Genomic DNA, 13,514 nt, shown 5'->3' with positions numbered 1-13,514 from the left:
AGAGAATGTATGAGAGGTGTAAAAACATTAGCTTTATTTAGACTATGTTTAAGTCTTCTAGCATGTAGCGCCATTATTACGCAATTTATAATAAGGGCACAAGTGAAACCGTTCAATCCAGTTAACTTTTTTAGTTTCTTTACGATTGAAAGTAACATCTTAGTTGCATGTATTCTCCTTTTAAGTAGCATTGGAACAGCTACATTTGGTCGATCAGAGCAGTTTAGTATACTTCGTGGTGCCGCAACTGTATATATACTTACGACAGGACTCATTTATTTTTTGCTATTAAGAGGATTAGAAGAATCACTTCAAACCGCAATACCATGGGTGAATACGGTGCTACATTATATCATGCCAATTGCCATGCTTTTAGATTGGATTTTAAATCCACCTAGTAAGAAAATCACTTGGAAACAAGCTGCAAGTTGGCTCTTATTCCCGTTTTTTTACGTTGTGTACAGCTTAATTCGTGGTCCAATCGTAAATTGGTATCCATATCCGTTTTTAGATCCGAGAATAGGTGGATATGGTAGAGTACTTATATACAGTATAGGGATAGCAGTTGTAATTGGTGCTATTTGTATATTGGTAAGATTTTTAGGGAACCGAGATTTTAGGAAAAAATTTTAGAAATGAAAACCCCACTGTTAACATTTTAACAGTGGGGTTTTCATTTTATCTACTCGTCTTCTGAAACGACATTTTTATAAATTTATCTGTCTTCGTTTCAAATTCTACATCAACAAAAACACCATATTCTTTTCCATTTTCACGTAGCCACAATTTAAATTTTTCAACTGTTATTTGAACGGTTTTCGGTTTTCTACCTATATGAAGGTAATCAATAATTTCCGCTTTTGGGTATTGTTCTTTCGTCTTTTCTACAGCAAGTTTCCCCCATTTGGCATACGGTGGCTGCGCATGAACAATTGATGGGCCAGTATATACATTTGAACATGTTGTTATGAACAGAATGACGAGTGCGATACGCTTTAACAATTTCTTCATGATGAACTCCTTTTATCTTTTTTCATATTGTTTACATATTTTTTCAACGATATGAGTTTGGATTTTTTTGTCTTCTTTACATAAAAGCGAGGCTTTTACAAAACATAACCAAGAAATCATTTCCGTAATTAAGGAGGGAAAATTATGCGTCAAAAAGCTATTTTTAAAATAGCAGTTTTACTTGTGTTCATAGGACTATCTTTGATGGTCAGTAGTATACAACTAAAGAATGTAGAAGCTTTTTCTAATCAAGTCATTCAAAGAGGAGCATCTGGTGAAGATGTCATTGAACTACAATCTCGTTTGAAATATAACGGATTTTATACGGGAAAAGTGGATGGTGTTTTCGGATGGGGTACATACTGGGCACTTCGAAATTTTCAAGAGAAATTCGGACTACCTGTTGATGGTTTAGCGGGAGCTAAAACGAAGCAAATGCTCGTAAAGGCAACGAAGTATGACAAGTCAACTGCTAATAAAGGAAATAGTGGTGGTACTGCACAAGGAAATAAACCATCTCAAAATAAAGGGACAAATGTTCCAAACGGTTATTCTCAAAATGACATTCAGCTTATGGCAAACGCAGTATATGGAGAATCTCGTGGTGAACCGTACTTAGGGCAAGTTGCAGTAGCTGCAGTTATTTTAAATCGGGTTACAAGTGCATCGTTCCCAAATACCGTTTCGGGTGTCATCTTTGAGCCAAGAGCATTTACAGCGGTAGCAGACGGACAAATATATTTAACGCCAAATGAAACAGCGAAAAAAGCTGTATTAGATGCAATTAATGGATGGGATCCAACAGGAAATGCATTGTATTATTTCAATCCAGATACTGCAACGAGTAAATGGATTTGGACTCGTCCACAAATTAAAAAGATTGGGAAACATATTTTCTGTAAATAGAGCGGAGGTGGAACTATGTTACGAGGTATTATAATCGTATTATTAACAGTCGGTGTAGTTGGAACTGGATACTGGGGCTATAAAGAGCACCAAGAGAAGAATGCTGTATTAATTCGAGCGGAAAATAGTTATCAACGTGCGTTTCATGATTTAGCATACGAAGTTGATTTATTGCACGATAAAATTGGAACAACGCTGGCGATGAATTCACGTGCATCTTTATCACCAGCATTAGCAGATGTATGGCGATTAACATCAGAAGCGCGATCGGATGTAGGGCAATTACCATTAACGTTGATGCCATTTAATAAAACGGAAGAATTCTTAGCAAATATCGGTGATTTTAGTTACCGTGCGGCCATTCGTGATTTAGAAAAAGAGCCGCTAAATGATCAAGAATATAAAACATTGCAAACGTTATATTCAAACGCAGGTAACATTCAAGATGAACTACGAAAAGTACAACATCTTGTTTTGAAAAATAATTTACGCTGGATGGATGTTGAGATGGCACTTGCATCAAATCGTGATCCTGCAGACAATACAATTATTGACGGATTAAAAACAGTGGAGAAAAACGTAACATCGTATTCGTCTACAAACTTCGGACCGACCTTTACAAGTGCGCAAAAAAATAAAAAAGGCGGATTTGAAGCAGAAGGAAAAGCAATTTCTAAAGATGAAGCGGCAAAAATTGCAAAATCATTTTTAAATTTAAAAGGAAATGAAAAAGTAGATGTTGAGAAAAGCGGAAAAGGTGCAAAAGAATCTTTCTATAGTGTGAAAATTAAAGATTCCGCAACGAATAATGAGTTTTATATGGATATTACCGGAAAAGGCGGATATCCAATTTGGGTTATGAATAATCGAGAAATCAAGGAACAGAAAATTAGTTTAAACGATGCAGGAAATAAAGGTTTGACATTCTTAAAGGACCATAAGTTTAATAATATGGAGCTTTATGATAGCTCACAATATGATAACGTTGGAATATTTACGTATGTAGTAAATGAGAACGGCGTACGAATTTACCCAGAGGCAATCCAAATGAAAATCGCTTTAGATGACGGTTCCATCGTTGGATTTTCCGCAAAAGAATATTTAGCATCACACCAAAAACGAACAGTTCCATCAGCAAAGCTAACTGCAGCAGAAGCAAGAAAGAAAATCAATCCAGATGTTAAAGTTATGGAAGAGCGCAAAGCTGTCGTAGTAAATGATTTGCATAATGAAGTACTTTGCTATGAATTTGTAGGTACTTTAGGGAAAGATACGTACCAAATTTTCATTAATGCAAATAGTGGAGCAGAGGAAAAAGTGAAGAAAATGCAAGCTGTTGAAAAAATTTATGATTAAACTTTAATAGTAAAGTGGTGAGAATAATGAAAATCCTAATATATATGTTAATGCTTTGCTTGTTTATAACTGGATGCAGTATTGGAAAAAAGGACAATCCAAACGAAAAACCAGAGCAAAAAAATGTTTCGACGAAAAATGTTAATTATACGAACAAATCAAATAAGCCAAATGAAAAAGCGGCGGACCATTTAGCATCTTTAGCCGCAAGTGTGCCAGGTGTGAATGATGCAACAGCCGTAGTAGTCGGCAAATATGCTATTGTAGGTATTGATGTAAAAGCGAAACTCGATCGAACTCGCGTGGAGTCCATTAAATACTCTGTAGCAGAAAGTTTAAAAAACGATCCGGATGGTGCAAATGCAGTCGTTGTAGCGGATGTTGATACGTATGAACGACTCAAACAAATTGGAAAGCAAATTAAAAAAGGAAAAACAGGTGAAGGTATACTTGATGAGTTAGCAGCAATTGTTGGCCGAGTAATGCCACAAGTTCCAAATGACATGATTGAAAATCGAGAAACGAATCCAATTAAAGATAATGATAAACAATTACCAAACGATGAAGAACAAGAACTAAGAAAAGAACAGAATGACCAATCAAATAATCATTTGAATAAATAAAACGAACCCCGTACTAAAATGTACGGGGATTTTCAATATAATATTTAATATTCAGTTTATTTTTAAGGGAATATATGGTTTAATTATGATGGGAGGGACAACTGTTATGATGAAAAAAAGCGCATTAATAGTATGTAGTTTATGCTTAGGTTTCAGTATGACAGCGTGTGAACAGAAGAAGGAAATGAAAAAACAAACAGCGACTTCTTCTACTGTGTTGGAAAGTGAGAAGAAAGATTCTATCAATTTAAATCATTTCTCGAACATAAATGAAGGAATGACTTATACAGAAGTGAAAGATGTAATTGGTTTTGATGGTAATTTACTTATAGAAGAAGGTGTAGAAGATTCTACACAAATTAAACAAATTTTTTCTTGGAAGGGAAGTGATCCAACTTCATTAGTTGAAATTACCTTTTTAGATGGAAAAGTGCATTCAAAAGCGCAGCAAGGTTTAAGTTAATATGTTGAAAAATGGGAGAGTTTCGCATGAACATACATACAGGGGAAATTCAATTAGTTCCGTATAAAGAGAAATATAAAGAAATTATACAAACATTTACTTTACCAAGTGAACAAGTTCAATTCACATCAGACCCAGGTGAATTACTGGAGAAAGCAAAAAGTGATCGAACAAAAAATGTCATTGTTATTTTAGATTACAATGGGGTACCTGTTGGTCTTTTCGCATTGCAAACGGGAGATAGAGTACAGGAATTCACAAATAATGAAAACGCTTTACTTTTAACTTCGTTTTCTATAAATCAAGATAGACAAAAAAAAGGATATGATAAAAAGTCATTGGCTTTATTACAAGAGTTTGTAAAACGTTATTTTCCGATAAAAAATGAAGTTGTACTTGCAGTGAATGAAAAAAATATTCCGGCACAAAATTTATATGAAAAAGTCGGCTTCCAAAATAAAGGCTTTAGAAAAATGGGACCAATTGGTCAACAAATTATTATGCATTTACCTATCATGAAATAACGAGAAAAAAACTTACTCTTGCATAACAAAGTAGTAAGTTTTTTTATGTAGACAATCAAAGAATACATATTAATAGGCTAAATTTAAGAGTAAAAAAATTATAGATAGTCACATAAAAAATATAGATACTTGAAGTACATTTATTCTTTATAGTTATACAATCATTAATTCATACTTTTGGGAGGCGTAGCTTTATGGAAATCATTCAATTGCTAAAGAAGGATGACTTATTTAATAAGGCCATAGATGTTTTTTGGAAAGAATGGGGTGAGGAAGGTGGGCGCGCATTCTATGAAGATTGTATGATTAATGCTTTAACTGATCCAAATGGCATACCGAGTTTTTACATTGCAAAAGTAGATGATGAGATCATCGGAACGTATGCATTAATTCGCAATGATTTAAATAGTCGTCAAGATTTGAGCCCTTGGCTAGCATGTTTGTTTGTAAACGAAAAATTTAGGGGTAATTCTGTAGGAGCAAAATTGTTGAATCATGGATTGCTAGAAGCTGCAAAGAGAGGGTACCAATTTCTTTATCTTACTTCAGATCTTAAAGACTATTATGAAAAATATGGATGGGAAAAAATTGGAGTTGCTTATGGGCCTAGTGGAGGGTACATACCTTTGTTTAAAAAGTCAACGGCTCTATAACAAAAGCACTTTTTATTTAAAAAACAGGTGCTTTCGTTGAATAAAATTAAACCGCTATAAGAACCTTACTACAATAAAATGTAGTAAGGTTCTTATAGCGTATTAAATATCTTTACATCAACTTTGAAACACATTTAAACGAGGAGAAATGATATGACAATTTATATTGCATTACTAAGAGGAATCAATGTAGGCGGGCATAAGGTAATGAAAATGGCAGATTTAAAAGAAATGTTTGAATCCATAGGGTTAAAACAAGTAAAAACATATATTCAAAGCGGTAATATTGTGTTCCAATCTGAGGAAGATATAATATTTCTAAAGGAACGAATACAATTTGAAATTAAAAACGTTTTTGATTTTGATGTTTCTGTCATGTTAAGTACACATGATGAATTTATAAATATGATAAAAAGATGCCCCTATGAAGCTGATTCATTGCTAGAAGGTGAGAGTATACATGTTGCTTTCTTAGCAAATGAACTTTCTGAAAAAGAAAAAGATCAGCTGCTTATGCAAAAAAATGAGACTGAAGATTGCTATATTCATGAAAAATTTGTGTATTTATTTTTCAAAAATAGCATCCGAAATTCTAAATTAATGAACCAGTTTCAGAAGTTACAGACACCAGCTACAGTAAGAAATTGGCGGACTGTGAATAAATTAAAAGCGATAGTTGAGGGGATGTAAAGAAATACGGTAAAGTATATTGGAATACGATTGACAATAGATTAACATCTACAGAAAAGAAAACTCTTAGAGACGTATTACTTAGGGTAGATAAATGTTTAAGAGACTATGGTTATAGTATAAAATAAAACGAATTAAGAGGTAGGTAAGATGGGGAAATTTGTGAAAGACCAAAAGGTAGTTGCATTTACATTAGAGGGGTTAGCACCATGTACAGTTATAAGAGTTGGTTGGATTTTTATCATGGTACAAGTAGAAGAAACGAAGCACCTATACTCAGTTACAAAAGGTAAGATAACGTCTATAGAAGAGGATAAACACTATTTTTTAGAAGAGAGTTTTGATGAAGAAGGGGTTTTTGATATTGGTAGAGTTTTTGGTGCGATTGAAACAACAGACATGGAACTTGCAAAGAAATCATTTGAAGAAAATGAAGACTTCAAGAAATACGAAGATTTTCACAATCCATCAGAAGGGAAACTGTATGGTGGAGAGTACTATACTACAATCAAAACAGGTAAAGAATTACTAGAACAATACTTTAATCGAGAAGGAATAGAGTGTAATGGTACAAATTAAATTAGATGTGAAAACAGTTAAAAGTCAAATCTTATTTATGTTAGGTATATAGATTAATAAAAAATTTTTATATTTTATTATTGGGAGGACGAAGTAATGGATTTGGTAAACAAATTTTTAAACGGCTTGAGAGCAGCATTATCAACAGATGATCTCGAAACACTAAATAAAGCGTGCGGTGCTACAAAAGAGGATATTGATACATTAAGGCTAGAATATCCAAATTGTCCAGAATCACTAATCTCTTTTCTTGAAAATATTGATGGTACATATTGGCGGAAATATGGAGAAAACAAAGTTGCGGTATGTATTTTAGGCTCAGATGTTGAAGAGTATCCATATTATTTGCTTTCTACACAGCAGATGCTCGAAAGTTCAAAAGAAGAAGAAGACGTATCCTATCTTTTAGAATACCAAGATGACGAGGATGCTGTTGATTCTAAGATAAATCCAAAAGGACTTCTCCCTGGCACTTATATTCATTTTTCAGACTGTATGAACAATGGTGGAACATCAAGACTCTATATTGATTTTAACCCTTCTGATGAAGGTGTATGTGGTCAAATCATTCGTTTTTTGCACGACCCTGATGAATATGAAGTGATTGCAAACAGCTTTGATGAGTATTTACAGAATCTTATTAATGGTGATTTTAATTTTCTAGAAGAAGAATCCCAATAATTTGTCTACAAACTCATTTAAAAGGTTAGAAATTAAACAACTTTAAAGAGCCTTACTACAATATGATTTGTAGCGAGGCTCTTATATTTTTTAATCAAAATTAAATAACATTATTATCACTTTACAAAATCTCATCTTTTTATTTATATTGTTTTGCGACTATAAGTTCGACGATAGGATAAATAAAGAACGAAGAACAAAGTGCGATAAAAAGAGGAAGATTCTTTATTTCATCGAGTAATAGGAATGAAAATCCTTCTGATAATATTACAATAAAAAACATAAGGCATATAAGTGCAAAATAAGCAATTTTAAAGCTTTTATATTTAATTTGTTGTCCCATTTCATCTTTGCTTTCTTCCGATACTCCGTTTGGATCTCCCCAAGTAATTTGATTAATTAAATTACCAAGTATTAACGAAAAAGCGAATATTGTCCCTCCAAAAATCGAACCTTCCGTTACATATTTATATGCGCCATGTATGAGGACTCCAATTAATGATAAAACGATAATTATGAAAATAAATTTTTTATGATTCAATTTAGAAATGACACCTCCAGTGATGTAAAAAACTCTTTACATCCATAGTATAAAATTGGAAAAGTTTAATGTCAAATACTTTTTACATAAATGGTGCAATAATATGGTATTTTGTTTTTACGATTTATAAAAAATTACATTACATTTGAATGTAAAAGAATGGGCTCGCATATATTTGGAAGGGATGTCAGATTAATTTAGGGGGTAGTTATGTCTATTCTATTAAAAGCTGGTGCTGATGCAGGAAATAACGGTTTGAAGTTAATGGTGAAAGGGCAAGACCCTATTTTTATTCCGAGTATATATTCTTTATATATAGGAGAGCCTACAGGATTGTTAGATGAGAGTGATGTTTCATTATCTGAATTAGAAAATCACATTGATGTGACCATTAGTTCTCCATCGCTAATGTTAAATAACGTGCGGTATATCGTTGGGGAAAAAGTCATTCAAGATCAATTAAAAGGTACTGAGGTTGAGAAGAAATCAAATAAGTCAACTGATGAGTTAATGGTTATTACAATTCTATCTGGTTTAGCGGTAAGTGCTATGCGTCAAAGCCCAACTTCTAGTCATATTAATATTCGTTATGATTTATCTGTGGCTCTTCCTATGCAACTTATTACACAAGAAATAGCTGCGGAAAATGCGAAACGTTATATGGGCAATCATAAAGTTGTGTTCCATTATCCAAACGGACGTGATGTGACAATTAATATTTCAATCGAATATTGTAAATGCCTACCTGAGGGCGCTTCTGGGACGTGGGGCATTGTATATGATGAAGAAGGAAATGTTGTGAAACATAAAATAGAATGTGAACAAAATCAAGTTTCAGAAATTGATTTTGTTGATAAAACTTTATTGTCTTTTGATATTGGTGCAGGGACGACAGAAGAAGTAGTTTCACTAGGTGTGAACTTTAGACCACAACTAAGTAAGGGCTTATCATACGGTGTGAAAGAAACGTTACTACAAATTATTACAAGATGGAACCGGAAGTATCCAACAAAGACGATTGATAGTATTACAGAATTTAACCAAATTTATTTAAATGAAAAGCACCCAAGAAATGCGTTACTAGTTGAAGAATCACAGCCAGCATTATTAGGTTTAGCAGCGCGTGTCGCAACGGATATCATAAACAAAATTGATGATATGAAAGACGATCCATACGTATTTATTTATGGTGGGGGCGCAGTAATTATTAAAAACAGTTTAAAAATGATTTTAAAACAAAAAGGACGACTAACAAATGTAATCTTTGTAGATAATCCGTTATTTACAAATGCACGTGGATTATTAGTCTACACTTGTTCGCCAAAATATAGAGAGCATAAGCAAAAAGAGTTAGGATTTACAAACTTAACGATAAGTTAGTTGGTGGAAGTATGCGATCTAGGCGATATAAACATGGTGATCGAGTAAAAATCAATATTCATAAATCAGTATCACCTGAAATGATTGCATGGCTGAATAAACAATCAAACCCAACCAATTTCTTTTTCTTTGCAGCGCAGCAACTCTTTAAACAAGTAGGAGATATTGATGTGTCAAAAGCTATACCTAGTAGCCATGTTTTCTCATTATACGTGGAGCCATCATCTTTATTAAAGGTCGAAGTAAATCCCTTTAAAAACGTGCCACTAGAAGCTAATAAATCCACCGATAATATAAAAAAAAAATCATGGGAATCTGTTGATCAATTAGATTGTCCGTTTTTTTAAACATAGAAAAAATAAGTATTGCCCATCACTATACATACTGATACAGTGATGGGCTTTTTTACATGTAACGAATAGAAGGGGCACAAATTGTGGTGTGCCCCTTCTATTCGTTATTTATCTATATTTTAGATGTATGTTCAGTAACTGCATGAATGATGTCTGCCCAGTCATCAGGATGATTTTCATGTCCTGCGCCATCAAGGGTTAGTAGGACTGAGTTAGGAATTTCATCAATAAGTGCGAGACCATGTTCAAAAGGGAGCGCTGTATCGTCTGTTCCGTGAATAACTAATGTAGGTGCTTGTATGGAGTGAAGCACACCTTCATAAGCATCATCACCTTGAAGTAAAGCGTGATTAAACATACTTAATAGATTGTTTGCGCGTTCTATTTCTTGTTTTACTTGAGTATAGACTCTTTTTTTATCAAATGTTCGTTTGGATCCACATAATAGGCGAGATCCAGAAACTAAATATTCTGCTACAACTTTATCATTTGTCCAATCTAAATGCGTGCCATTTGCGTGATGTGTTAAAATCCTTTCATCCATCGGGGGTAAATCGCGCGTGTTATCGTCAGAGCCTATTACACTTGTAGCTAGTAATGTTAACGACGATATTCTTTCAGGATATTTTACAGCAGCAATTTGAGCTATCATACCACCTAAAGACATACCAAATAGATGTGCTTTATCAATTTGATAAGCATCTAGTACCCCAATTGCATCTTCAGCCATATTTGTAACTGTATAATTGGAAGTTCCAGGTTCATATGTAACAGAGCGTCCCACATCCCGGTTATCAAAACGAATAACAAATTTCCCTGTGTTAGCCAACTGTTCACAAAACTCTTCATCCCAATACACCATTGAACACGTAGCACCCATAATTAATAAAATAGCTGGGTTTTTAGGGTTCCCAAAGCTTTCTGTACATATATCAATCCCGTTTATTTTAAATATCTTTTCAGTCATAGAGTTCTCCCCATTTCTTTTGAATTTCATTAAAAATACAATGTTGAGTGATTCTAAGGTGTATGTAAGTTTCGTTTTGGAATTAATAGTGCAATAACCCCTAAAAATAAGTATATAGCCATTCAAGGCAAAAAATTTTGAGAAATATTTGTATGTTATTAAAATAAATAGCAAGGAGGAATGGAAATGAAAGCAATTGTTATAGATCAATATGGTAATGTTGAAGAATTAAAAGAAAGACAAGTTTTAAAACCGGTTGTTAAAGATAACGAGGTATTAATACGCATTCTCGCAACATCTATTAATCCTGTTGATTGGAAAATAAGAAAAGGAGACTTACAAGAACAGTTACGATTTTCATTTCCAATTATTTTAGGGTTAGATGTAGCTGGTGTTATTGAAGAAGTTGGGGAAGAGGTAGAGTGCTTCAAAGTAGGAGATAAAGTATTTACGAAACCTGAAAATATAGGGAAGGGCTCTTATGCTGAATTCATTACAGTAAAATCGGATTTAGTATCCTATATGCCTACTAATCTAAGTTATGAAGAGGCAGCTTCTATTCCTCTGGCAGGACTTACAGCGTGGCAAAGTCTTGTAGATTACGCAAAAATAAAAGAACATGACCGAGTACTCATTCATGCTGGAGCTGGTGGAGTTGGAAGTTTGGCAATCCAAATCGCAAAATCATTTGGAGCTTTTGTTGCGACAACTGCAAGTAGTAAGAATGAAGAGTTTTTAAAGTCTTTAGGAGCAGATCTCGTTATTGATTATAAAAAAGATAAATTTGAAGAATTACTATCAGATTTCGATATTGTATTAGATACAATAGGTGGCGAAGTACAAGAAAAAAGCTTTCAAATTATAAAATCTGGTGGTGTTTTAGTTTCGATTGTTCATGAGCCAATTCAAAAAGTAAAAGGGATAAAATCAGGATTTCTATGGCTAAAACCAAACGGAAAACAACTAGAACAATTATCAGGTTTAATTGTACACGGAAAAATAAAACCAATTATAAGTAAAGTTGTGCCATTTAATGAAGAGGGGGCTAGAGAAGCTCATATTTTGAGTGAAGGTCAACATGTTAGAGGTAAGATTGTAATGAAAGTCGGATGATAATGAAGATAGTGGCTTGTAGAGAAAGTGAATTTGAACCAGAAAAAAACTTAGAAATAAATACTATCCCAAAATTCACATTTTCATTTTGGGATAGTGTTTATTATTGGACATGTAATGTTATCTCTATAATATACAGTTTCGTATTGTATCATGTAATTTCTCTAAACCAATCAACATATCTTTTTCATTTAACATTGAATAGCTAATCCGTAATTTGTTATTATTTATATCGGTATTTAATAGACAAGCTGTTCCTGGTAAAAAAGAGACATCTACTTCATTTGCTTTTTGTAATAAGGTAAAGGGATCTATCGAATCCGGAAGTGTAATCCATAAATTAAAGCCACCATTTGGTATTTCAAATCGTAATTCTTTAAGTGGTGATAACAAGTCAATCGTTATATCACGTCTAATTTGTAAAGCAGTACGTAATTTTTCTAAATGGTTTTTCATACGTTCTGCACGTAAAAAAGGAAGGAGTGCTTTTTGCGTTAATAAAGGACTACCGATATCCATTGAACCTTTTACAGCATATAACCATTCAAAAATAGGCCCATCGGCAATAAGAGATGCGATACGCAATCCTGGTGCTAACGTTTTACTAAATCCTTTTATATATATTACGTGGCCGTTTATATCAAATTTTTTGATAGGAGGGGGAACAGTCGCACCCTCAAAATATATTTCTCCGAAAGAATCATCTTCAATTATAAAAAACTCATATAACTCTGCTAGTTCTATAAGTTCCATTCTCCGTTCTTTACTCATTACTGTACCTGTTGGATTCTGGAAAGTTGGATTCGTATACAATAAAACAGGATTTTTACTTTGACAAATATCATCGATTAAGTCGGAGCGAACTCCATGATTATCAAGAGAAATAGGTATAATTTGAGCACCTTTATTGATGAAAATATCAAGCGCAGCACTATAACAAGGACTTTCCACTAATACAATATCACCAGGCTTTAATAATGTTTGAGCAATTAAATCAATTCCTTGTTGTGCGCCGCTTGTAATTAATAATTGAGATGGATCGGTCACTAAATTCTGGTGTTCACTTAAGTAATTTGCTATTTCAACTCGCAGTTCATAATCACCCTGTACTGGCCCATAAGTTGCTAGGATCATCTGGTCTTTATTGAGTATTTTATGCATTTCGTCTGCTAAGAATGGATTTGGCAATAAACGTGGATACAAAATCGCTTGTGAAAAATCGTAATATTTTCGGTGCTGATTCATTGCATATTGAGATCGCATAACATTAATCGTTTTCGTTTGTTGCCATTTGTACGGAATTGGTTTGAAATCTTTCTTTACATGTTTATGTATATAAGCACCTTTTCCTTGCTCAATGCGTATATATTCTTTCTTTTCTAATTGCTTATATGCCTTACGAACAGTTAATAGGCTAATCTGCAAATCTTCGGCCATAGAGCGTAAAGATGGAAGTGAGTCACCATGTGAAAGCATGCCACTTTGTACTCTTTCAACGATTTGCATATATATTTGCTGGTAATACGGTATGTTGGATTCTTTACGAAGGACAATTTTCATGGTTTCACCTTTTTCGTTTTTATTTTATTAAAGCGAAAAATATAAAGGGAATCAACTACAATTTTAAGTAACTGTTATATACATAGATACACTGTTATACACCATACCTTCTAT

17 protein-coding genes are annotated in these 13,514 nt (G+C 33.5%); 13 read left to right on the top strand and 4 right to left on the bottom strand.

Annotation, left to right across the window (positions count from 1 at the left end; genetic code table 11):
• The first annotated feature begins 9 nt into the window (after nt 1-9).
• Entirely contained in the window at nt 10-633 is a 624-nt protein-coding gene (locus MKX31_RS11640; RefSeq protein WP_340980869.1) for a Pr6Pr family membrane protein, read from the top strand.
• A gap of 45 nt (nt 634-678) precedes the next feature.
• Here the strand turns inward: MKX31_RS11640 and MKX31_RS11635 are convergent, their stop codons facing one another.
• A complete protein-coding gene (locus tag MKX31_RS11635; RefSeq protein ID WP_088046838.1) occupies nt 679-1,011 on the bottom strand; it encodes a DUF3889 domain-containing protein in 333 nt (110 codons plus the stop codon).
• Nucleotides 1,012-1,155: 144 nt separating this feature from the next.
• On the opposite strand from MKX31_RS11635, the gene sleB reads away from it, so the two are divergent.
• From sleB to MKX31_RS11590, 9 genes are all read left to right on the top strand, one after another.
• On the top strand, nt 1,156-1,917 hold the full coding sequence (sleB, locus tag MKX31_RS11630) for a spore cortex-lytic enzyme (protein ID WP_064475458.1): 762 nt from the start codon (nt 1,156-1,158) through the stop codon (nt 1,915-1,917).
• A gap of 15 nt (nt 1,918-1,932) precedes the next feature.
• Entirely contained in the window at nt 1,933-3,273 is a 1,341-nt protein-coding gene (gene ypeB, locus MKX31_RS11625) for a germination protein YpeB (RefSeq protein WP_064475457.1), read from the top strand.
• Between the two features lie 26 nt (nt 3,274-3,299).
• On the top strand, nt 3,300-3,896 hold the full coding sequence (locus MKX31_RS11620; protein ID WP_064475456.1) for a YhcN/YlaJ family sporulation lipoprotein: 597 nt from the start codon (nt 3,300-3,302) through the stop codon (nt 3,894-3,896).
• Nucleotides 3,897-4,002: 106 nt separating this feature from the next.
• Nucleotides 4,003-4,359, top strand: coding sequence for a hypothetical protein (locus MKX31_RS11615; protein ID WP_064475455.1), 357 nt, complete (start codon nt 4,003-4,005; stop codon nt 4,357-4,359).
• A 26-nt stretch (nt 4,360-4,385) separates the two neighbouring features.
• Nucleotides 4,386-4,883: a GNAT family N-acetyltransferase gene (locus MKX31_RS11610; RefSeq protein WP_340980866.1), complete on the top strand. Its 498-nt coding sequence runs from the start codon at nt 4,386-4,388 to the stop codon at nt 4,881-4,883.
• Between the two features lie 194 nt (nt 4,884-5,077).
• A complete protein-coding gene (locus MKX31_RS11605; protein WP_064475453.1) occupies nt 5,078-5,536 on the top strand; it encodes a GNAT family N-acetyltransferase in 459 nt (152 codons plus the stop codon).
• A gap of 153 nt (nt 5,537-5,689) precedes the next feature.
• Nucleotides 5,690-6,226 (top strand): DUF1697 domain-containing protein, encoded by a 537-nt coding sequence (locus tag MKX31_RS11600; protein ID WP_098112031.1) that lies wholly within the window; start codon nt 5,690-5,692, stop codon nt 6,224-6,226.
• A gap of 150 nt (nt 6,227-6,376) precedes the next feature.
• A complete protein-coding gene (locus tag MKX31_RS11595) occupies nt 6,377-6,805 on the top strand; it encodes a hypothetical protein (RefSeq protein WP_098112032.1) in 429 nt (142 codons plus the stop codon).
• Nucleotides 6,806-6,901: 96 nt separating this feature from the next.
• On the top strand, nt 6,902-7,486 hold the full coding sequence (locus MKX31_RS11590) for an SMI1/KNR4 family protein (RefSeq protein WP_064475450.1): 585 nt from the start codon (nt 6,902-6,904) through the stop codon (nt 7,484-7,486).
• A 139-nt stretch (nt 7,487-7,625) separates the two neighbouring features.
• Here the strand turns inward: MKX31_RS11590 and MKX31_RS11585 are convergent, their stop codons facing one another.
• Nucleotides 7,626-8,027 (bottom strand): hypothetical protein, encoded by a 402-nt coding sequence (locus tag MKX31_RS11585; RefSeq protein ID WP_064475449.1) that lies wholly within the window; start codon nt 8,025-8,027, stop codon nt 7,626-7,628.
• Between the two features lie 210 nt (nt 8,028-8,237).
• Between MKX31_RS11585 and MKX31_RS11580 the strand changes: the two genes are divergently transcribed.
• The gene (locus MKX31_RS11580; protein WP_000025617.1) at nt 8,238-9,407 is read left to right on the top strand and encodes a ParM/StbA family protein; all 1,170 of its coding nucleotides are present in this window, start codon (nt 8,238-8,240) and stop codon (nt 9,405-9,407) included.
• An 11-nt stretch (nt 9,408-9,418) separates the two neighbouring features.
• Nucleotides 9,419-9,754: a hypothetical protein gene (locus MKX31_RS11575; RefSeq protein WP_064475448.1), complete on the top strand. Its 336-nt coding sequence runs from the start codon at nt 9,419-9,421 to the stop codon at nt 9,752-9,754.
• A gap of 118 nt (nt 9,755-9,872) precedes the next feature.
• Here MKX31_RS11575 and MKX31_RS11570 read toward each other — a convergent pair whose 3' ends face one another.
• Nucleotides 9,873-10,727: an alpha/beta fold hydrolase gene (locus tag MKX31_RS11570; protein WP_064475447.1), complete on the bottom strand. Its 855-nt coding sequence runs from the start codon at nt 10,725-10,727 to the stop codon at nt 9,873-9,875.
• Nucleotides 10,728-10,913: 186 nt separating this feature from the next.
• Here MKX31_RS11570 and MKX31_RS11565 point away from each other — a divergent pair, with 186 nt between their 5' ends.
• Nucleotides 10,914-11,840 (top strand): NADP-dependent oxidoreductase, encoded by a 927-nt coding sequence (locus MKX31_RS11565; protein WP_064475446.1) that lies wholly within the window; start codon nt 10,914-10,916, stop codon nt 11,838-11,840.
• 126 nt (nt 11,841-11,966) lie between these two features.
• Here the strand turns inward: MKX31_RS11565 and pdxR are convergent, their stop codons facing one another.
• Nucleotides 11,967-13,400: a MocR-like pyridoxine biosynthesis transcription factor PdxR gene (pdxR, locus tag MKX31_RS11560; protein WP_088046672.1), complete on the bottom strand. Its 1,434-nt coding sequence runs from the start codon at nt 13,398-13,400 to the stop codon at nt 11,967-11,969.
• Nucleotides 13,401-13,514 lie beyond the last annotated feature (114 nt).

The sequence above is a fragment of the Bacillus sp. FSL M8-0063 genome (assembly GCF_038005545.1).
GTDB classification, from domain to species: domain Bacteria; phylum Bacillota; class Bacilli; order Bacillales; family Bacillaceae_G; genus Bacillus_A; species Bacillus_A wiedmannii.
This window is presented reverse-complemented; position numbering and strand designations above follow the sequence as displayed.